Genomic DNA, 22,198 nt, shown 5'->3' with positions numbered 1-22,198 from the left:
TATAATGAAAATATTTGTAAGTAAAAATTATTCGCCATTTTATAATTTGGTTCTTGAAGAATTGATGATTAAAGACGATAATAATAAAGAAGATATAGTTTATTTGTATCAACATAATAATGCAGTAATTATTGGAAGAAATCAAAATGCACATAGCGAAGTTAAATTTGATGTTTTAGAAAAGGAAAATATTGATTTATATAGAAGAAATTCAGGCGGAGGCGCTGTCTATCATGATTTAGGAAATTTAAATTTTTCTTTTATAACTAAAAAAGATGAAAGAAGTTATGAAAAATTTTTAGAACCAGTAATGGAATTTTTAAAAACTTTAAATTTAAATGTCGAATTTAAAGGTAGAAATGATTTAGTAGTTAATGGTTCTAAATTTTCTGGCAATGCCCAATTTATTTATAAAGATAAAATGGTTCACCATGGAACAATTTTATTTAATGTAGATTTAACAAAACTTTCTAAAGTTCTTAATCCAAGTAAATTGAAAATGGAATCAAAAGGAATTAAAAGCGCTAGACAAAGAGTGACTAATCTTTTAGATGAATTAGAGCAAAAAATTTCTATTCAAGAATTCATTGATAAATTTGCCCTATTTTTAAAAGAAAAATATAATGCAACAGATTTTATTATTCCTGAAAATTATTATCAAAAAATAGATGAAATTGCAGAATATAAAAAATCAAATGATTGATTATTGGGAAAAAATCCAGAATTTTCTTTTTTTAATGAAGCAAAAACTGATGGGGGAATTTTACAAATAAAGGCTAATGTTATTAAAAATAAAATCGATTCACTTCAATTTCAAGGTGATTTTTTAAGTAAGGCTGACATTAATGAAATTATTCCGTTATTTTTAAATAAAAATTATGATAAAAAAGAAATTGAAAATATTTTAAATTCAATAAGTAATTTAAATGATTATTTTGGAACAATAACCATTGATGAAATAATTTCAATTATGTTTGGAGAATAATGGATAAAAAATTTATAAAAATCTTTGACGAAGAAGTTTTTTATGTTGAAGAAAATACAGGAAAAGAAAAAGTTTTATTTTTACACGGTTTTAACTCTTCTCACAATTTTGCTCAACAGCTTTATTTATTAAAAAATAGAAACTATGATGTAGTGGCAATTGATTTTCCTGGCTGTGGTAAAAGTAGCGCAAACAGCGAAATTACGATCGAATATTATCAAAAAATTGCTCAAGAATTTGTAAAACAAATAAACTATAATTTTAAATTAGTAGTGGGGCATTCTTTAGGTGGAGCAAGTGCATTATATTTATTAAATAGTAAAATGGTTAATTATGCACTTTTAGCTGCACCTATTAATTACAATATTTTATCTGCAAAACTAGATGAAACAACTGAAAAACTTAAAAGATGATTAATTCCAAGCAATTTAAATGATGCGATTGAAAGTTCCGAAAACTTAGTATTTAATAACAAAAATGGTTACAAAGAAAATTTAAATAAAATTGCTACAATGTTTTTAAAAATTACTAAATTTAAAGAGAGAAATTTTTTAAAACTTGTTACAAATCAAATTATTAATCCCAACTATTTGAAAAAAGAAATTAAAAAATTATATACTCAAAGCAATAATTATGAATTCATTATCGGAATAAATGATATGTTCGTTCCTTTTATGTCGGTAGCTAAAATTGCTAATGATTTAAACAAAAACCTTAGTGCTATTTCCAATTGTGGACATGCCATTTTTTTTGAAAAACCTGAACAAGTTAATGAAAAAATTAATAAATTAATTAGTAGTTTATAAACATATTTTATTTAATGATAATAAAAAAAGTAGATAATCATTATTCAAGATTGTCTGCTTTTTTAATTTATTAAAATTATAAATGACTATGGCACTTAAAATTAAAACTACTAAAATATTCACTGAAAAAATGTAAATAATAAAGTTAATATTTATTAAAAATGAATGCTTATAAATAATAAAAACTCACTTTTTTACTATAAAAAATAGCAAAAAATGTATTTTTTACTTTTTTTTTTTTTTTTTTGTTGACTTATATAATTAATTAAAAAAAGGAGGAAAAATGAAAACTTTAAATGAATGCAAAACTATGGCCAAAGCAGTTTTATGAACTAATGTAGTAGTTGTGGTTTCTTGACTATTATTTGCAATATGTACAATCGCTACTGGAGTTGCAGGATTAACAGGTGACTTATCATTATCAGGGGCAGATGCTGGAATTGTTTTCGCACTTATATTTATGATAATAGGTATTATTTCATCAATTTTAGTATTGATTTTTCAAATTATTTTAACATTTAAATTACCTCCATTAAAAGATGAGGGTAATTATTTTGTTTTAAGTGTTGTAGGAATCTTTATTCAATTAGTTGGTTTTATTGGTGCAATTATGCTATTAAACGAAATTAAAAGAAGAAATATTTCGGCAAAATAAAATTTAAATTTAATTGTAAAAAAATAGACACCCTAAAATTTTTGGATGTCTATTTTTATTTTGCTTTTATCTTATTTTTAACCTTTTAATGCATCTAGTATTTCATTTTTAACATTTTCGCCTTGAATTTCTTGAATGATTTCTAGTGCAAAATCAACTGAAACTAAAGCGCTTTTTCCTGTAATAATTTTCTCTCATTTAGTAATATTGTTTCTTTTTCTATAACCTTTACCTTTTTGATAATCGCTTGGGTATGCACTATATATAATATCTTTATCAAAAACTCTTTGAGTGTATAAAACATTAGGTGCATCGCAAATTGCAAATACTCATTTATCTTCATGAATAAATCTTTCGATTAATTCTTTGCTTTTTGAATCATTTTTTAGCGCTGATACACCTTTTCCGCCAGGAATAAAGATTGCACCATAGTTACTTCAGTTTTCTATTTTTTTTCTAGTTGTAATTTTTACTATTCCATATTGTCCAACATATTCTCTAGATTCATTTGGATTAAAAAATACAATTTCATCAAATGTTTTAGCTCTTTCTAAAGTTGTTGTAACCGCTACTAGTTCATAATCTTGAAAATCATCCAATACTAGTACTAATAATTTACTTTTAACACTACTCATTTCTCTCCTTATTTATTTCATTTGTTATTTTTTGAATTTCTTTTTTTAAAATTTTTTCTATAGATTTTTCTCATGTTGAGTGACTAGCTTTATCAACTAAAAATAACTTAGCATTTTTTAGTTTTGAAAATAATTGAAACGCACCACTGGGTAAGCAAATGTGATCTTGCCTGCCATGAACTATAATTGTTTTAATATTTTCAATTTTTTTAGTGTTTTTTAAAATAAAATTATTTTCTTTTAAAAAACTATTGTTTACAAAATAATGTGCTTCTAAAAGTGAAATATCAATATTAAAATTATGCTGTTGTTCAGTTAATCTTTTTCTTGGCTTGTATTTGCCAATTGATGCTAAAGAAGATTCTCAATCAGAAAAAACCTTTGCAACCTCTTTTCTTAACCCATTATTTTTGTCTTTTAAAATTTCATAATATCTTTGTAAAATGTCCTGATTGTTTTTAAGTTTTACAAATTCACAAAATTTTTTATAGTAATCTGGATTAAATTCGCTTGCTCCGTTTTTTTTATAAAGAAAATCAACATCTTTTTTTCTGGCTAAAAAAATCGCTCTTAAAATCATTTGTAAAACATTTTCAGGATATTTTATTGCATACAATAAACTCAATGTAGTTCCTCAACTGCCACCAAATAAAATAATTTTTTCTAATTTTAAGTGTTGCTTTAATTTTTCAATGTCTTCGATTAACTCATCAGTATTATTTTCTTCTAGTTCGTGTCTGGGTATACTTTGACCACAACCTCTTTGATCAAAAAATACCAATTTATATTTTTTCAAGTCAAACAATTTTATATTTTTATAAGAACTTCCTCCACCAGGACCGCCGTGAACAATGAAAACCGGTATTCCTTCTTTGTTTCCGTGAATTTCATAATAAATCGAATGTAAATTTGAAACATTTAAATATCCAGATTCAACAAGTGATTTATTTCTGTCCATAACTTCTCCAAAATTTTAAAATATTTATATATAAATATTATAATAAATTTTAAATATTTTCTTTAAAATTAGTTTTTTATAATTGATTTTAATTTATTTGATAATTTTAAAATTTCTTTTTTCATTATAGATTTAAAAATTTTATCTTCGCAAGAATGCCCCGAAGCATCTGCTAAATATAATTTAGCATTTTTTAATTTTTGATAAAGCAAAAATGCTCCTTGAGATCTACAGATTAAATCAAGACGACCGTGAATTAATGTTGTTTTAATATTTTCAATTTTTTTAACATTTTTTAAAATATAATTATCGTTTTCTAAAAACAAATTATTTATTAAATAATGCGATTCAAACATAGCATAATTAATTTTATCTTTAACTTCATTTTCTAAAGCATTTTCATAAAAATGAAATTTAGAAACAGATGCCAGCGAGGATTGTCAATTTGTATAATAAATAGCTGCTTTTGATTTTAATAAATGATTTTCACTTTTGAAAATATTATAATATTTTTCTAAAACCCTTTTGCCCTTTTCGTTTTTAACTAATGTAAAAAATTTATGATAGTAATCAGGTGAAAATAGTGCTGCTCCATTTTTTTCATAAAGAAAGTCAATATCTTTTTTTCGACCTAAAAATATTGAAAACAAAAATAAATGCAAAATGTGCTTTGGGTATTTTATTGCATATAGCAAACTTAAAGTAGATCCTCAACTACCGCCAAATAAAATCATTTTATCTATTTTTAAAAGTTTTCTAATTTTTTCAATATCTTCTACTAATTTATTACTATCATTATTTTCTAGTTCCATTTTAGGTAAACTGTTACCGCAACCTCTTTGATCGATAAAAATAACTTTATATAAATTTAAATCAAATCATTTTATATCTTTGTAATTACTAGCTCCACCAGGGCCGCCGTGAATAACAAAAACTGCAATATTTTTTTCTTCCCCATAAACTCGATAATAAACTGAATGATTATCTTCAGTTTTTAAATAACCCGATTTAAAATTATTAATCATATGTAACATTTGTTAACTTTCTTAAATAAATAATAAATCATTGCATTGTTTTTTCTAAATCTGGTTGATTGTTTTTTGTTAAAAATAATTTTAGTTTACCTAATTTATATAAATTATTATATATTTCAGTTTCATCAATTGCCGGTTCTAATCCTAATTTTAAAATTTTTTCTGGATAATATTGACTTAATAATTTATATCCAAAATTGAAAAAATCTTTTTTAGGAATAATATCAGGTTTAATAGAACCAATTATTGCTAATTTTATACCAATTAATTGATCATCAAATTTAGGTCACAATATCCCTGGTGTATCAAGCAGTTGAAAATCTCCTGCATTAATTCATTGTTGTCCTTTAGTTACTCCGGGCATATCTCCAACTTTTGTTTTAGCTGATGCAATAAGATTAATTAAAGTTGATTTACCACTATTGGGCACTCCAACAACAAAAACTCGTAATCTTGGTTTTAAAAAACCTTTTTCCATATCTTTTTTTCTTTTATTTTCTAATAAATGATTAATTGATTTTAAAATTATTTTTTTTGAAATATTTTCTTTTAAATTAACCAAAATTGCTTTAGAACTGGAATTGTTTTCAAATCTTTTTAAAATAGTGTTTATTTTATTTTTATCAGCCATATCACTTTTTGTTATCACAAAAAGACGCGGTTTTTCTGGAGCAATTTTATCAAATTCTTCATTATATGAACTAATAGGTGCCCTGCCATCTAAAACTATTAAAAACAAGTCCACTAATACTTGCTTTTCTTTTATTTGCCTTATGGCTTTAGCCATATGTCCTGGAAATCATTGAATCATAATATTAATTTTACCACAGCAATAATTGCTATATTTAAATTATTAATATTTATACTGATAAATAGCATAATAATTTAACTATTTATATAAAGCATTTTCTACTTCGTCAAGATTTTTAAAAACCGATCAAAAGCCTCTTTTTTCTTTCATAGCATTAAACATTGTTTCTTTTAATTCACTATAGTAATTAAAATCACTTGTATAAAATGGAGATTTTACATCTATGGAAATATATTTAATTATTGCTAAACCATTTTTTAGCATTTCTTTAGAAATATCTTGATTATTATAATAAGCTTTCGAAACAATTCGATTGTATTTATCTAAACTAATTTTTTCTATATTTATATTTTGATTTTCGATCAAAACCTTTAATAAAGAACGCGCTTGAATTGCGTAAGTATATTTTAATCCATCGTTTTTTCGGTGGTTTTGATCTTTTATTTCTGGGGTATCAATTCCATATAATCTATAACGATCATTTAAAATATTGAAAGTATCGCCATCATATACTGATGTTACTTTTTGATTGTAAATAAATTGAGAATTGTGCTGACAAGAAGTAAACAAAAACTGGACAAACAAAAGAAAAAGTTTAATGAAATAAAAAAACAGAGCCTTAAACTCTGTTTTCTGATCCGAATTCTTTAATTTTTTCAATTACTGTTTCTCTCATTGCTAAAGATCCTGGAGCATATAATTTTCTAGGATCAAAGTTTTTTCCTTGTTTTGCTTTTCCTGATTCAACAAATTCTCAAATTGCTTTTGCATTTGCTTGTTGTAATTCTGTATTAACATTAATTTTTGAAATTCCTAATGAAATTGCTTTTTGAATTTGATCTTTTGGTATTCCTGAACCACCATGTAATACAAGTCCAATTTTTGCCTTAGCAGAAATTTCTTGTAATGCTTCAAAATTCAAAGATTTTCATGATTCTGGATATGGACCGTGGATATTTCCAATTCCAGCGGCTAACATATCAATTCCTAATGAAGTCATTTTTTTAGCTTCAGCAGGATCTGCTAAATCTCCATTACCAACAATACCATCTTCTTCTCCGCCGATTGTACCAACTTCAGCTTCAACAGAAACACCAGCAGCAACTGCTACTTTTAATAATTTTTTGGTATTTTTTAAATTAGTTTTAAAATCTTCATGAGAACCATCATACATAACAGAAGTATACCCTGAAGCAATTGCTTTAAGACAAGCTTCGTATGAACCGTGATCTAAATGTAATGCAACTGGAATTGTAATTTTTAAATCTTCGATTAATCCTTTAACCATTCCATACACTGTTTTATAACCACCCATATATTTTACAGCACCTTCAGATGTTGCTAAAATTAATGGCGATCTCATATCTTGAGCTGATAATAAAACTGTTTTAGCTCATTCTAAATTATTAATATTAATGTGAGGTACTGCATATTTTTTTTTGTATGCATCTTTCATCATTATTTTTGCATTTACTAAACCCATTATTTTCTCCTTATTTATTTTAAGTTTACTATTAAATTATATAAATTTATTTTAGAAAATTAAAAAAATAATTAATAATGTCATTTTTTTAATTTAAAAAGGAAATATATGATTTTTTTAATAATTTAAGCCATAAAATGAAAATAATTTATTATTTTTTAGCTGAAAATTATTAATTAAATTATCTTTTTAGTTTATGAAAAAAATAAATAGAAATTTTTATTTTAAAATAATATATAATAAAAATTAATCAATAAAGGAGCAATTATGAAATATAGTTATCCAATAATATATAAAAAGGCAAAAAATAAAAGTGCAAACCCTATTATTTTTGTTCATGGCTTTAACTCATCTCCTAAAAGTCATAATATTTTTGCTGATAAATGGAATGAAAGTGATTATTATGCTATTGCTTTTCCTGGAAATTCTCTTTTAAAAGCTAAAAGGGGTGATGAAATATCGGTCGAAAGTTTTGCTAGATTGTTAGCAAACTTTATTAAGGATAACAATTTAAATGATGTAGTTTTAATTGGTCATTCAATGGGAGGGGCAACTATAGCATTGGCCTACCAATTAATTCCAGAAGCAATTTCAAAAATGATTTTTGTAGCGCCTATGAACAAAAGCTCTTTAGCAAAAAAAGATGATTATTTTAAAACATATTTTCCAAAAACATTTGAGGAATATAAAACTTTTTTAAATGCTTTATATTACGATACAAAACCTCTTTTTAACAATAATGAATTTATGAAAAAAGAAGAAGAGCAATTCGATCCATTTTTATACAATAATCCCGATATTTTAAAACTCGGCTATTCACTACCTGATATAAATTTAATGAATAAAATTGAAGATGCTCTTAAAAAAATCGAAATTCCTTCGCTGTTATTACTAGGAGAAAAAGATGCAGTAATTGATCGCGAACAATGCATTAAATATTTTCAAAAACATTTAAAAAACTTAAAATATAAAATATTTGATAAAACTGGTCATATGATTTATTATGAAAAATTTGATCAATATTATAAAATTGTTAGTGAATTTATTAAAAATGATTATAGTAAGGAGAAAAATGTATAAATCCAAATTATCAATTAAAGAGACTCAAATTGCAATTCAAAATTTAAAAAAATATTTTCAAGAACAACTGAAAAAAAATTTAAATTTAGTTAGAGCAACTGCTCCATTATTTGTTGCCAAAACTTCTGGATTAAATGATGGACTAAATGGAGAAGCACCAGTTTCATTTAAAGTTAAAGGAAGTGAACAGCAACTAGAAGTTGTGCACTCATTAGCTAAGTGAAAAAGAAATGCTTTAAAAGAATATAATTTTGATGTCTATGAAGGTATCTATACAGATATGAATGCAATAAGAAGAGAAGAAGAATTGGATAATACACATTCATATTATGTAGATCAGTGAGACTGAGAAAAAATAATAGAAAATAAAGATCGAAATTTAAATTATTTAAAAGAAACTGTAAATTTAATTTATGATGCATTATATAAAACAAAAGAAAAATTAGTTGAACAATTTCCTAATTTAACAAATGATTTAGTTAAAAAAGTCTATTTTATTTCTTCTCAAGAATTGGAAAATAAATATCCAAATTATTCAGTTGATGAAAGAGAAACATTAATAACAAAAGAAAAAGGAGCTGTATTTGTTTATCAAATTGGTTATCCTTTAAAATCAAAAATTATTCACTCTCGTAGAGCGTTTGACTACGATGATTGAAATTTAAATGGAGATTTACTCGTTTATTCTAAAGTTTTAGAAAAAGCAATTGAGCTTTCTTCTATGGGAATTAGAGTCAATGAAAAATCAATTCTTGAACAATCAAAAATGAGCAAAAAAGAAATTGAACAAATTTCCCCATATCATTATAATGTAGTTAATAATTTATTACCATTAACAATCGGGGGCGGAATCGGTCAAAGTAGAGTTAGTATGTTTTTACTAGAAAAAAAACATATTGGTGAAGTTCAATCTAGTTATTGACCTGAAAACTACAAGTTAAAGTTAAAAAAGGAAGGAATTGAAATTTTGTAAATAAATTTATAACAAAAAAACTGACAGAAAACTGCCAGTTTTTTTGTTATAAAAGAAGTTTTGTTTTTTTATATGAATTAATGTATCAATTTTAAATTACTTTTTATCTTTGTATTTTTTAATATCCTCTTCATGGAAAGATTTTAACATTTTAACATCTTCTTTAATTTCTTTAATATCTTGGCTGTGTTCTTGTAAAATTTTACTGTGTTCTGCTAAAACAGCTTTGATTTCTTTAATATCTTGGCTGTGTTGTGCTTGAACAATCTTGATTTCTTTAATATCGGCAGAATTTTCATTAGTTTGTTTTTGAACATCCAAAAGCACATTTTGCATATTAAGAACTAAGTTATATAAAGATTTGAGTGTGATTTTTTTCTCACTAGTTTCCTGCATTTTCAATTTTTCTCCTTCCATTATAATTCTACACTTTTTTTCGTCTTTAAAATCGATTTTACATTGATGTTTTTCATATTGTTTAATAATTTTAATTGCTTCTTTTAATGAAACTAAAGTTTTATTATTTTTCATATATACCTCCGCATATATATGTCGGTTTTTTTGCCGTTTTCATTAAAAAATGGAAAAATTTGGGAAAAACGGGCAATTTTTCCTAAAAAAATGCCATTAAATGCTGAAAATAAAAATTATTTTTGCATTAAAAATAATTTAAATTTATCTTAAAATTTAATAAAAATTGACTGAAGAAAAACTATCAGTCAATTTATTTTTATTTTGCTATAAAAGTAGCATTTATTTTATAAAAATTAATGTATCAATTTTAAATTACTTTTTATCTTTATATTTTTGAATATCATCTTCATGGAAAGATTTTAACATTTTAATGTCTTCTTTAATTTCTTTAATATCTTGACTATGTTGTGCTAGAACGACTTTAATGTCTTTGATATCAGAAGAATTTTCATTAGTTTGTTTTTGAACATCCAAAAGCACATTTTGCATATTAAGAACTAAGTTATATAAAGATTTGAGTGTGATTTTTTTCTCACTAGTTTCCTGCATTTTCAATTTTTCTCCTTCCATTATAATTCTACACTTTTTTTCGTCTTTAAAATCGATTTTACATTGATGTTTTTCATATTGTTTAATAATTTTAATTGCTTCTTTTAATGAAACTAAAGTTTTATTATTTTTCATATAAACCTCCACATATAATGTCGGTTTTTTACCGTTTTCATTAAAAAATGGAAAAATTTAGGAAAAACAGGCGATTTTTCCTAAAAATAAATTAAAAATTTCATAAAAATTAAAACAAAAATATTAATTAGTTAATAACATTTATTTGTTTTAATTTAATTGAATTAATATTATAATTATTTTATAATTTTTATACACAATCAATATCAGCGAGGAAAAATGCAAAAAATTTTAAAAGGGCAGTTTTTTACAGAAAAAAATGTTTTTATAAATAACAAAATTTTTAAAAAATTTATGAAAGAAAATAATCTTTGAAACAAAAAAATTTTAGAACCTTTTGCAGGTAAAAATAATTTGATAAATTTTTTATTAAAAGAAAATCCTGAATTAAATTTTTGTTCTTATGATTTAGAACCTAAAAATGAAAAAGTAATTAAAAACGATAGTATTAATAATTGATTTTATAAAAATTTTGATTTAGTTATTACAAATCCTCCTTATTTATCCAAACATTCTGCTCATAGAATGAAATTATCTGTTGATTTTAAAATATATGATGATTTATATAAATTATCTCTAGATAAATGCATCAGTAATGTAAAATATACAATAGCAATTATTCCCACCACATTAATTAATAGCAATAGAAAAGAAGATCAAAAATTAATTAATAAACTTTTAATATTTCAACTGTTGCCTTACAAAAATAATTTTTCTGATACCGAACACCCTGTTGCTTTAGCGTACTTTAACAATGAAAAAAATGATAGCGACTTTCTTTTATATGAACATAATAAATTAATTGGCAGTTATAGACAACTAAAAACAAAAGAAAAAGAAATTTTGAAATTAAAAAATAATTTAAAAATTAAGTTTAATGTTAAAAATGGAAATATATGTATAAATACAAGTGATAATACAAAAGATAAAGCAAATATTAAATTTCATAAATCAAATTGAAAAAACGATCAGGAAGTTAAAAGCACAGATAGACACAAAGTCAAATTATTAATTCAAGATATCGAAATAAATGATGAAATTATTGATAAATTAAATAATAAAATAAATGAATTAAGAAATAATAACTGTGATTATTTATGATCGTCTTTTAAGGGGGTTTCTAAAGATGGTTATTTTAGAAAAAGATTGGATTTTAATAGAATAAAAAAGATTATAAATTCAACTTTATAAATCCTTTAATTTTGATTTTATACTAGATAAATTAACAATAATTGCATCACTGTTTATTTTTTTTAAATTATCAATTTTCTTTTTTGTATAATATTTTCCGTCAAGACAAAATCAAACATTATCTTTTGTTTTCTTACCCAAATTTTTCATCTGAATGATTACATCATTATATTGATTATCTTGAGCGCCGCCACTTTCATTTGTATATTTATTAACAATGAATATTTTTTTATTTTTATAGTTTATACAAAAATCTAGTGATTTTTGCCCATTTGGTTTATTTTTTAAATTAGAAATTATTTCATCATCAATTAAATAATATGCATTTTTTCCAGAAGGTTTTAACTTTTCTATGACAAATCCAGCACTTTCTATTTCCTTTCTAAAAATGTTTTCATATATGTTTTGCCTTTTAGGATCCTTCATAAAAAATGATAGTATAATTTCATCACCTTGAATTAATGACTTTTTAATAATTTCCTCGTATTTTTTTTCTAAAAAAGTTCTTTCAATATTTTTTTTTACTTTTTCTTCCATTCATAGTGGAATTCCGTTTTTCTTTATTTCTTCTTTTAGCTTATTTCTTTCATATTTCCATATTTCTTTGATTATTTTTTTATATGTATCCATAAATTTTATTTTAGCAAAATTAGCAAAAATAAACAATATTTTATCTGATACTAATAAAAATAAATTTAATTTGAATTTTTAAAAAAACACCTCAAAATTTAAGGTGTTTTATATAAAATTCAATTGATTTTGTCAGCTTCTGTAAATTAATTTTAAAAAATAATCTTAAAATTCACTGGCTGCTTTTTTAATATTTTCAATAATTGAATCAACTTTTTCATCAACAGTTAATTCGCTAAAAGGCGCAACCTTTGTTCCTGTTAATTTAATTGATGGAACAACTTTCGCTCCCAAAAATTTTCAATATCCTTCCAAATTTTCTGTAAATAATCCAAATGGATATCAATCGGCAGGAGCACCTTGAGATGTTAATATTTGAACTTTTAAATGGTCTAAAAGACCTTTTGCATCTCCTTTTTTGCTATACTTATAACTGAAAGTAACATTCGCTACTGAAATGGCATCAATAAAGTTTTTAACTGGAGCTGAATAATTAAAATTAATCATCGAAGTTGAAAATAAAACTTTATCAACACTTTTTAATAAATTAATGTATTTTTCAGACTCAATATCTTTTCAAAATGTAGCGAAATTTTTCTCACTTAATGATATTGATGCTGTTTTTTCTTGATTTAAATCTAATTCTATAATTTCGTGATCTGGATTTTTTTGCTTGTAAAATTCTACAAATTTATCACTCATTAATTTAGAACCAGATTTTCCCGATTCAATAATCGAACCTTTAATAACTAATAGTTTCATCATTACCTCCTAATAAGTAAATTTTAGCATATAGATTTTTTTTACTAATTTTTAATTTCAAAATTTTAAAAATTACTTAAATTTTGCAATTATCACTTTTTTATTTTCGTATATAAAAGAAAATAGTATAATTTACTAAATTTTTTTTATCATTTAAAAGGAGGATCGAAATGATTAAACTTTTAAAAGAGATTTTTAAATCTTTATCAAAAAATAAAATAACAGTTATTAGTTTATCTATCTTAATATTTTTAACAACTGCTGTTTTTAGTTTGCTCTTTAGTGTTAAAGAATCTTTTAGCAGAGAGGTTAATAGATATAATCAAGTGTCTAAAATGCATGATAATACCGTTGATTTAGATATTAATTTTAGTGGAAGTGCAAAAGATAATGGATATGAAAAAAGTAACGAACTTCATTATAGTCCTGAAAATAACGGAACTTTTGAAGAAACTTTTTTAAAATTTAATACAAATTTTATTAAATTAGAAGATTTGGGTGTAAAAAATTTAGATAAAGACTTTTACATTAAAGCTAATGATTTAAAACTTGAATACGATATTAACAAAAATATTAAAAATATAATGGATAAAGACTTTGACTTTCAGTTGCAAAATGGAGAATTTAGAGTTTTAAATGATCAAAGTAAATTATTTTTAAAATACAGAAAAAATTCTAACGGAGAATTTATTCAAGTTGAACAATTAATAAGCCAATCAAAAGAAATTAGTTTTATTTTGGATAGAAAATATCAACTAAAAGAAGTAATTGGAATCGAACAACCAGGAAGAAAAGGCGGTCTTTTTGATTTTGGGGTTGCAGGGACAATTAATTCAATTAACCAAATGGCAATTAATTTAAATACTAATGAAGCAACTTTTGATGTTGCTAAAATTAATGCTTGAGAAAATTTAAATGTTTTATATTTATTAACAACTGAACAAACAGCTAATTTACTAGGAATAAAAAAAGATAATAATAAGTGGTTTTTACCTGGCAAAAGAGAATTTAATTCTCAATTATTTAACTGAGACGATATTGCTGAATGAGCATCGCCCACTTTAGGAAATAATGTTGTTTTTAAATCCGAAGGATTAATGAATAATACTAGTGGTAAAGCGATGCTGAAAAATGATTTTAGATTTACTCTTCCTTCTTATTTCAGATTCTCAAAAAACGATACATATAAATTGAAAAATGAATGAATTGAATATGTAAAGTATGAAAAATGATATATTTTACACAATTTTAAATTACAAGATTTAGATCCTACAAAAAGAAATTTTTCTCCATCGTTTTTATCTTATTTAATGACGATGAAAAACGACAATCCGCAAGAATTTGCTAAAATTGAAAATTTAAGTTATTGAGAGAAACAAACAATTACTAAAAATATTAATGATGAAATAGTTAATACTACAAATCAAAAACTTGATAAAAGTGATTTATTAACTTCTATTATTTTGAAAAAAAATATTTCTTTTAAAAATAATAATGTATACAACACAAATATAATCGATTCTCAAAAACCAACCACTATTAAAGATATAGAAAATTTGGGTAATGAATTAAATATCAAGGAAATGACAGAAAGTGAGTTAAATAAACTTTCTAATTATGACATTGTTAACTCTACATATGCTAATTTAAAAAATCAAGTTTACGAAACTATAAAAGAAACAATTTATAATAAAATTAAAGAAAATGAATTAGTTGAAAAAACAACTGTTTCTAATGATTTAAAATCATCATTAGGTAGAAGAAGATTTTTAACAACTAGTGCCATAGATGAAAAAACTAAAGAAAATAGAATTTATCAATTTATTGATGCTGGAATTTCAAATGAATTTTTTGATAAAAATCAAGAACAAAATGTAGGAAAATTATTTCAAGAAAGTCAATCAAAATCTAATTTATATCCCAAAGCCGATCCTTCTTTAGATAAATTTAATTTTAATGCTATTTATTCATCGAAAATTATTAATGGAATTTTTCAAGGATATATTCCTAATCGAGAATATTTAGATGTTAATATCCAATATATTAATATTAAAACACCTAATACCTTATTTTTAGAAGTAAAAAACGAAGAAAAAGTAATAATTTTAAAGGAAAAAAATAAACAAATAGAAAATTCAAAAATTTTTGCTGTTGGTAATTCTGAAGGAATTTATCAAATTTATCAAAAAAATAATAATGAGTGAGAAAAACATTCATCTTTATTGACATTAAATGATGTACAAGATTTTATTAATAATAAAAATTTAACTCTTGATGCTAAGGTGGGTGCAAACGGTTGATTTAAAGTGGATGAAAATTACATTAATTCATATAGTTTACCATTTATTTATCGAGCACCTTCTTCTAGTTTATTAAAGGAAATAGAAACACAACAAACAGTTAAAAATCTTTTTGATAGTTTAACAAAAGCTATATCAAATAGCGATTTGGTTACTAAAAAATTTGTTAGACAAACAGATTTAAATAAATTGTTTAAAGCTATGGAAAGAGCATTTAGTACCACTAAATATTATGAAGTGTTTATTAATGGTAAAAATGATCAATCTTTAATGCAAAAAATGATTTTTGAATCGCTTTATTTTGCAACTATTGAAAATGGAGATTTATTTATTAATGACTTTATTATCAACTTTATAGAAGGCATTAAATTACAATTAAATCAAAAAACTAATCTTGAACAAAAACAACTTTATTTTGCCCAAGAATTAAATAATATTGGAATTTTACTTTCTAATTTTGGAATTGATTTTTGAAATCAATTATTGAAAGATAATAGTATTGAAGAAATATCTAAAGTTATTTTAAATCCTGAAAATTTTTTAGATGGAATTTCAAATATAGTTCGTTCAATTAATTTTAAACAATTTTTAACTGATATCCATAATTGATATGAACTAAAATGAAATAAAAAAGAATTATCAAGCACCGAAGCATATTATTACTTTGGTATTGCAGATTTGGTTATTCCTTTAATTAAATCAATTGATTTTCAAGTTTTCAAAAAAGGAATTAGCGAAGTAATTGAAAATATTAATTTCGATTCACTTTTATCCACTACTTATGATAAACAAGGACTTAAATATAAAGGAATTATTTTTAATAAACTGATTAATTCTTATAAAGAATCAATTTATAAAGAAAAAATAAATGAAATTTTAACTACTATTTTTAATAAAATAAACGGAAATAAAGACTTATCTAATCCAGAAAATAATTTTAAAAATGTAAAAGATGGATTAATTTCTATTGTTAGCATTTTGGATAAAGATGCCTTATTAAAAACAATTGAAAATTCTTTAATTAATGTTTATTTTGAATCAAATAAAATTGTTGATAATAATAACTCTTCAAAAGTTTTATTTGTAACTAAAGGATTAAAAAATACTGATTTAGTTGCTGCATTTATTAATACATTTTTTAAAGATGCACAAACTAAAAATAGTTTTTTAAATAGTGTTGAAAAAATGTTTAACCTTTCAGGTAAAACCGGTCAACAAGGGGGATTTTTCGGAATTTCCCATGCTTTACCCGAAAAAGACGAGCATAAACTTGATTTATTTGATTTACAAAATTTAGAAATTCTTTCTTTTGCTAAATTAGAGCAATTAATTTATGATAATGATAAGCTAATTGAAAAAATAGATAAAAACAAGGAAAATGCAACTTTTACAATTCAACCGTTTTTTGATGAAAACGAAAAACAATTTATTAAAAAATATTTATTTAAAAATGGCGAAATAGTTAATGATCTTAATTTAATTTTAGAAAAAGCAAATGTTTTAAAAAAATCAATTGAATTATTTAAATTTAATAGATTTAAATTTTCAGAAGATAAAAGTAGTTTTCAGGAAAATGATGCAAAAGGCGAATATTCTATAAGCGATAATTTATATAAACTCTATCTAGAAGAAACTAACGGAAATCTGGCATATAAAATTGCAAAACCAGAAGCTAAAAAAGCTGTTAATGAAGTGGTTCATACATCTGAATTATCTGGTCCAATTAATTCTTTTGTATTTTATAAATTCTGAGTTAAATTTATCGTTGAAAATAATCATTTAACCGAGCAAGAATTAAATGTTGCATTTAATAGTTTGGTAAATTTAGCCAAAGATGAAAAATATCGTTTATTTGAAAAATTAAACGATACAAATTGAGAAGGCAATTTCCAACCTTCAAGAATAGCTCAATCATACGATATTCAGCCTATCGGGAAAGGTATTGTTGATCCTTTTAGTGTTGCAAATGACATTTTCTTTAATACAGAAAACATTGTAGAAAACGACTTATTAGTTAAACTATTAAAATCGCCTATTTTTAAAAAAGAAAGCAAAAATAAAAATAATTTATCAAAATGAATTATTGAAAATAGAGTTGAATTAATTTCTGTATTAGCACAAGTTGCTAATTTTCAAAAACAAGATTCAAAATCAGGATATTTTAGTTACTTAGAAAGTGGTTTTAAATCGATAAATAAATTTGTGAATTCAGGTAATTATAATGGAGAAATTATTGATAATTTAATCAAGGATTTTACAGTTCAATCATCAATCTTTTTATCATTAGGACTATCAGATGTTGTAACTTCAACTTATTCAGGGGCAATTTTTCCGGTTGTTTCGGCATGATATACAGCTAATCCAGATAATGGTGCGACCGAAGAAAATAATGCTAATTTAGTTTGAGTTTTAAAAAATAGAATAACTGATTTTTCAAAAATTAATAATATAAATGAAATTAAAGATCGTTTTTATAATTTGCTTAAAGATGAAATTTTCAATTACAAATTAGAAAATCATGATGTTAAGGGTTTATCAATCGATCTTTCTTATGTAAGACATTTAGAAGAAAATATTTTTCAAAATAATAGTCAAGATATAAAAATATTTGATATTAATATAAATAGAATATTTTATGATTTAATCGATGCATCAACAGTTGTTAGAGAAGAAAATAAATTTTTAGTATTTAAAGATGTTCGTTCTTTAGTTGCTAAAGTAAGTCAAAGTTTTATGGAAAAAAATGATAAAGAGGCTTATACACTTGATTTACCAAAAACATATGATGAGATGGAAAAACTTTTAGATAATGTGGATGAAAAACACATTATTAATGTTAATGGATCAAAATTTTTAATTGTTGGACACGATTCAACTGTCGATTATCTATTTCCTGTTATTGATGAGGAAAATTTACAAGTTGATACAAAAACTCAAGCACCTGTTTATGTCAATAAATGAGGTTTTGATCGGGTTAGAGAATCATTTAGAGGCAATACTGTTAAAGATTATTTATTAGTAAAATTACAAGACAGCAATCAAAAGCATCAATTTAATGAAGAAGTTAATAACTATATTTCAACTAATTTTTCAGGAACTGCAGTTAAAAAATCTTTTGCAATTGATGAATTTGACTTTATAAATCCTGAAAGAAGTTTAAGAATATCAACAACATTTTCATTAATTGATTCAATTTCAAAAGCTAATTTTTATATGATAACTTTATTGTCCATATTAGTAACAATTTCTACTTTATTTATTACCAAAAGGTATATTTCCACAAGAAATAAAGTAATTGGGATTTTAAGAGCACAAGGTTATAGCTCGGTAATGATTGCGTTTTCATTTATTTCCTTTCCTTTTATAACTTCCTTTATTGGAGGAGTTTTAGGATATATTACCGGTCTATTACTGCAATTACCACTTAAACAAATGTTTGCAAATTATTGAACTTTACCGACAAATAATTTGACTTTTGAATGGCAACCCTTTTTATTAACGACACTATTTCCATTTGCAATTCTTTCTGTTTTAGTAATTGGTTCTGCAATGTGAATTTTACGAACAAAACCAATAGAATTAATGTCGGGAATTGTTGAAATTAATGTGGGTAATGTTGCTCAATTTGTTTCTAAAGGATTTAGAAAAACCGGTATAAAAACCAAATTTGCTGCATCACTAACAATTAACTCGTTTTGAAAATTAATATCATTAATGATATCAACAATTTTAACAGCATTTATTTCTTTATTTTCTATTGCTTCGATGGGAGTATTTAAACAGTCTGTTGATGCTACTTATAGAAATAGAAATTATCGTTATAAACTAGATTTAGAAACGCCGACAATTCAAGGTGGCGCCTATAAATCCTTTAATAAAAATGAATTGGATGATTTATTATATGTTCCTATTGGTGATTCAACCGAATCGAATTTAGAGTCTAATAACTATTTCAAACCCGGAAGATCATTAGTTAATGGTTCATTAAAAAATAATAGTTATTTTAAAAATGGTAATCCATCAAATAACGATCCGCATGTACTCACAAGAGCGGCTTTACAATTGCAAATTGAATCTTCATTAGCGATTTCACCGTGAGATATTGTTTTAAATTCAATGCCTGATAGCCAAAGGGCTAGAACATTAAAAATATCCCAAGAAACTATTTACAAATTAGAAAAGACCCAGAACATTAATAATGATCAATTTGAATATGTAGGAACAAAAGAAAACCCGTTAAATTACTTTAAATATATAGAAGATTCACAATTATCTTCTGGTGGTAAATTCTGATATATGGTTTGAGATAAGCAAAAAAATACTTATGAGAAATACCCAATTACTACTTTAAGTCAAGCTCCAAAATTTGATCAAAATAATAATATTGAAAGTTATTATTCAATTCGTGATGAATATCGTAAATTTTTAGTTGAAGCTTATAAAAAAATTGATTCTAACGACTTTTTTATGGGTTTTGGCGGAATTATTTTCAACGAAAATACTAATGAAAAATATTCATATATTCAAAGTGGATTTAATAATGAAAGTAATTTAAAAATTTATGGATATAATAACAATTCCAAATTTGTTTCTATTAAAGATAAAAATGGAACTAATTTAATTGATTTAATGGAAAAATATGTTCCTGAAAACATTGATAATAAGCAAAATAAAATTAATAATAGCGAAATTTCAATCGCTTATGATCAAATTACAAATTATATTTATCCAATTTCTGTTAACTATGTATTTTTAGCTAAACATAATTTAAAATTAAATGATGTAATTGAAATGGAAGTTAAAAATTCTGTTGATCGTTATTTTAAAAAGTTAGAAAATAAACCAAATGACAAAATTAAATTTAGAATTGTAGGAATTATTGATACTTATATTAATAGCGAATTAGCTACAACTAAAGATATTGCAAATTTAATAACAGGATTGTCATTTTTAGATGGTTCAGATGCATTTAATGGAATTTTATCCAATGATGAATTACCTGAACAGACCGTTGCTTCTATTGGACTATATGCTAAATCAGGTTATTGATTTGGTTCTGATACCATTAATCCTGAAACAACCAGTCAATATGAAGAATATTTTACACAAATTTATTCAACAAACGAAAGCCAGCCTGGTGTTTTAAAACAAACCGGATTTACTGATGAACAAATTAATAAATTACTATTTATGAATTCTGGTAGTCAGCAAAATAATGACTTAAAAATTGATTTAACAAATACAGATACAATAGAATTTAAAACTAATAATAAGGATTTAATTCCACAGGCAGTAGATAATTTTATTAATTTATATTCTAAAAATATTTATGATTCTTTATCTACATCTGTAGATGCTAAAGATATTGAAATCGGGTTTGTTAACAATGTTTCTAAAACCGTTTCAGATTTAACTATAGTTGTATTGGTTGTTTTATTTATTGTTTCAATTGTTATTTTAGTAATGATTTCCACAATGATTATTGCTGAAAATGAAAAAAATATCGCTGTATTTTCAATTTTAGGTTATAACAATAAAGAAAAAATAAAACTATTTTTCGGAATTTATCTACCGTTGATTATCATCGCCACTTTAATAGCAATTCCTTTAGCAATAGGATTTATTGCACTATTTAATGCCTTTTTAGTATCTTCAAGTTCAATTGTATTAGCACTATCATTAAAATGGTGACATATTTTAACAGGATTTGCAACAATTGTCGCTGTGTTTGTATTCACTTCAATTATGGCTTGAATTAATATGAACAAAATTAAGGCAATCGATTTATTGAAAGGAAAATAATGGCTTTATTTAAGAAAAAAGAGAAGGAAAATAAACAAAAAAATAATGCTAATGCTCAATCTGTTAAAACAGAAAAAGAGCAAGTCAATATTCTTTCTAAAAAAGAAATAAGAAAAATTAAAAGAGCAAATAATAAACCTAAAAAGAAAATAGGAGTGATTAATAATAAAAATACCGATAAAAATATTATTGAAGTAAAAAACGTAACTAAATTTTATTTATCGGGCTCTGTTATTACTCATGTTTTAAAAGGGATTTCTTTAAATATTGAAAAAGGTGATTTTGCTGTATTGTTTGGAAAATCTGGTTCTGGAAAATCAACTTTATTAAATATTATTTCTGGTTTAGATCGTGCTTCTGATGGAGAAGTAATTGTTGCTAATAATAATTTAACTTATTATAATGATTCTCAATTAACTAAATTTCGCCGTGATAATGTAAGTTTCATTTTCCAAAATTATAATTTATTACAAAATTTAAATGGTTATGATAATGTTGAAACTGGAGCTTATTTGCAAAAGGATAAAAAGAAAGTACTAAATATCAATGATTTATTTAAAGAGTTTGAAATTGAGGAAATTAAATATAAATATCCATCACAAATGTCTGGTGGACAACAACAAAGAATTTCAATTTTAAGAGCTCTTTCAAAAAATGCTGATATCATTTTTGCTGACGAACCTACAGGAGCATTGGATGAAAAAACTTCTAGAGCAGTATTAAAAGTTTTACAATATATTAATAAAAAATACGGAACTACTATTGTAATGGTTTCTCACGATCCGACTGTTGCAGAACTATGTAATAAAATAATAAAATTGTCATTAGGAAAAATAAGTGATATTATCATCAATGAAAACCCTAAACAATTATAAATAAAATATAAATATATAAAAATTCCCGCCAAATTATCTAATACGGCGGGTTTTTTCTCG

General features: G+C 23.9%; 18 protein-coding genes. 8 read left to right on the top strand and 10 right to left on the bottom strand.

From position 1 onward, the window contains the following. The first annotated feature begins 4 nt into the window (after nt 1-4). The 3 genes from QEG99_RS00400 (at nt 5) to QEG99_RS00390 (ending at nt 2,446) form a co-directional block, all read left to right on the top strand. Complete coding sequence (locus tag QEG99_RS00400) at nt 5-985, top strand: lipoate--protein ligase (protein WP_280102038.1); 981 nt, start codon at nt 5-7, stop codon at nt 983-985. Next, complete coding sequence (locus QEG99_RS00395) at nt 985-1,791, top strand: alpha/beta fold hydrolase (protein WP_280102037.1); 807 nt, start codon at nt 985-987, stop codon at nt 1,789-1,791. Before QEG99_RS00400 ends, QEG99_RS00395 begins: the two co-directional genes overlap by 1 nt. A gap of 283 nt (nt 1,792-2,074) precedes the next feature. After that, a complete protein-coding gene (locus tag QEG99_RS00390) occupies nt 2,075-2,446 on the top strand; it encodes a hypothetical protein (protein WP_280102036.1) in 372 nt (123 codons plus the stop codon). A gap of 77 nt (nt 2,447-2,523) precedes the next feature. On the opposite strand, the gene QEG99_RS00385 is transcribed toward QEG99_RS00390, so the two are convergent. From QEG99_RS00385 to fba, 6 genes are all read right to left on the bottom strand, one after another. Further along, complete coding sequence (locus QEG99_RS00385; RefSeq protein ID WP_280102035.1) at nt 2,524-3,081, bottom strand: DJ-1/PfpI family protein; 558 nt, start codon at nt 3,079-3,081, stop codon at nt 2,524-2,526. Beyond that, complete coding sequence (gene pip / locus QEG99_RS00380) at nt 3,074-4,039, bottom strand: prolyl aminopeptidase (RefSeq protein ID WP_280102034.1); 966 nt, start codon at nt 4,037-4,039, stop codon at nt 3,074-3,076. The genes QEG99_RS00385 and pip (QEG99_RS00380) overlap by 8 nt, the downstream gene beginning before the upstream one ends. Nucleotides 4,040-4,107: 68 nt before the next feature. Further along, the gene (gene pip / locus QEG99_RS00375; RefSeq protein WP_280102033.1) at nt 4,108-5,064 is read right to left on the bottom strand and encodes a prolyl aminopeptidase; all 957 of its coding nucleotides are present in this window, start codon (nt 5,062-5,064) and stop codon (nt 4,108-4,110) included. After that, nucleotides 5,057-5,884, bottom strand: coding sequence for a ribosome biogenesis GTPase YlqF (gene ylqF, locus QEG99_RS00370; protein WP_280102032.1), 828 nt, complete (start codon nt 5,882-5,884; stop codon nt 5,057-5,059). Before ylqF ends, pip (QEG99_RS00375) begins: the two co-directional genes overlap by 8 nt. Nucleotides 5,885-5,962: 78 nt before the next feature. Continuing rightward, the gene (locus tag QEG99_RS00365; protein WP_280102031.1) at nt 5,963-6,469 is read right to left on the bottom strand and encodes a thermonuclease family protein; all 507 of its coding nucleotides are present in this window, start codon (nt 6,467-6,469) and stop codon (nt 5,963-5,965) included. Between the two features lie 34 nt (nt 6,470-6,503). Next, entirely contained in the window at nt 6,504-7,367 is an 864-nt protein-coding gene (fba, locus tag QEG99_RS00360) for a class II fructose-1,6-bisphosphate aldolase (protein ID WP_280102030.1), read from the bottom strand. 267 nt (nt 7,368-7,634) lie between these two features. Between fba and QEG99_RS00355 the strand changes: the two genes are divergently transcribed. Together QEG99_RS00355 and asnA are read left to right on the top strand one after the other, a co-directional pair. Beyond that, nucleotides 7,635-8,447, top strand: coding sequence for an alpha/beta hydrolase (locus QEG99_RS00355; RefSeq protein WP_280102029.1), 813 nt, complete (start codon nt 7,635-7,637; stop codon nt 8,445-8,447). After that, on the top strand, nt 8,440-9,420 hold the full coding sequence (gene asnA / locus QEG99_RS00350) for an aspartate--ammonia ligase (RefSeq protein WP_280102028.1): 981 nt from the start codon (nt 8,440-8,442) through the stop codon (nt 9,418-9,420). The genes QEG99_RS00355 and asnA overlap by 8 nt, the downstream gene beginning before the upstream one ends. Nucleotides 9,421-9,516: 96 nt before the next feature. Here the strand turns inward: asnA and QEG99_RS00345 are convergent, their stop codons facing one another. Then, complete coding sequence (locus QEG99_RS00345; RefSeq protein WP_280102027.1) at nt 9,517-9,951, bottom strand: hypothetical protein; 435 nt, start codon at nt 9,949-9,951, stop codon at nt 9,517-9,519. 255 nt (nt 9,952-10,206) lie between these two features. Next, entirely contained in the window at nt 10,207-10,578 is a 372-nt protein-coding gene (locus tag QEG99_RS00340) for a hypothetical protein (protein WP_280102026.1), read from the bottom strand. 219 nt (nt 10,579-10,797) lie between these two features. Here QEG99_RS00340 and QEG99_RS00335 point away from each other — a divergent pair, with 219 nt between their 5' ends. After that, nucleotides 10,798-11,769, top strand: a complete 972-nt coding sequence (locus QEG99_RS00335; protein ID WP_280102025.1) for a hypothetical protein — start codon at nt 10,798-10,800, stop codon at nt 11,767-11,769. On the opposite strand, the gene QEG99_RS00330 is transcribed toward QEG99_RS00335, so the two are convergent. Both QEG99_RS00330 and QEG99_RS00325 read right to left on the bottom strand, forming a co-directional pair. Continuing rightward, nucleotides 11,764-12,399 (bottom strand): hypothetical protein, encoded by a 636-nt coding sequence (locus QEG99_RS00330; RefSeq protein ID WP_280102024.1) that lies wholly within the window; start codon nt 12,397-12,399, stop codon nt 11,764-11,766. The two genes, QEG99_RS00335 and QEG99_RS00330, sit on opposite strands and share 6 nt — an antisense overlap. Nucleotides 12,400-12,564: 165 nt before the next feature. Continuing rightward, complete coding sequence (locus QEG99_RS00325) at nt 12,565-13,164, bottom strand: FMN-dependent NADH-azoreductase (protein ID WP_280102023.1); 600 nt, start codon at nt 13,162-13,164, stop codon at nt 12,565-12,567. A gap of 167 nt (nt 13,165-13,331) precedes the next feature. Here QEG99_RS00325 and QEG99_RS00320 point away from each other — a divergent pair, with 167 nt between their 5' ends. Together QEG99_RS00320 and QEG99_RS00315 are read left to right on the top strand one after the other, a co-directional pair. Then, nucleotides 13,332-21,263: an ABC transporter permease gene (locus QEG99_RS00320; RefSeq protein WP_280102022.1), complete on the top strand. Its 7,932-nt coding sequence runs from the start codon at nt 13,332-13,334 to the stop codon at nt 21,261-21,263. After that, nucleotides 21,263-22,138 carry an ABC transporter ATP-binding protein gene (locus tag QEG99_RS00315; RefSeq protein ID WP_280102021.1) on the top strand — a complete coding sequence of 292 codons (876 nt, stop codon included), beginning with the start codon at nt 21,263-21,265 and terminating at the stop codon, nt 22,136-22,138. The genes QEG99_RS00320 and QEG99_RS00315 overlap by 1 nt, the downstream gene beginning before the upstream one ends. The last annotated feature ends 60 nt before the right edge of the window (nt 22,139-22,198 follow it).

The organism is Mesomycoplasma lagogenitalium (genome assembly GCF_029854295.1).
GTDB classification, from domain to species: Bacteria; Bacillota_I; Bacilli_A; order Mycoplasmatales; family Metamycoplasmataceae; genus Mesomycoplasma_A; species Mesomycoplasma_A lagogenitalium.
Note: the sequence above shows the minus strand (reverse complement) of the source record. Positions and strands in the feature narration are given on the sequence as shown.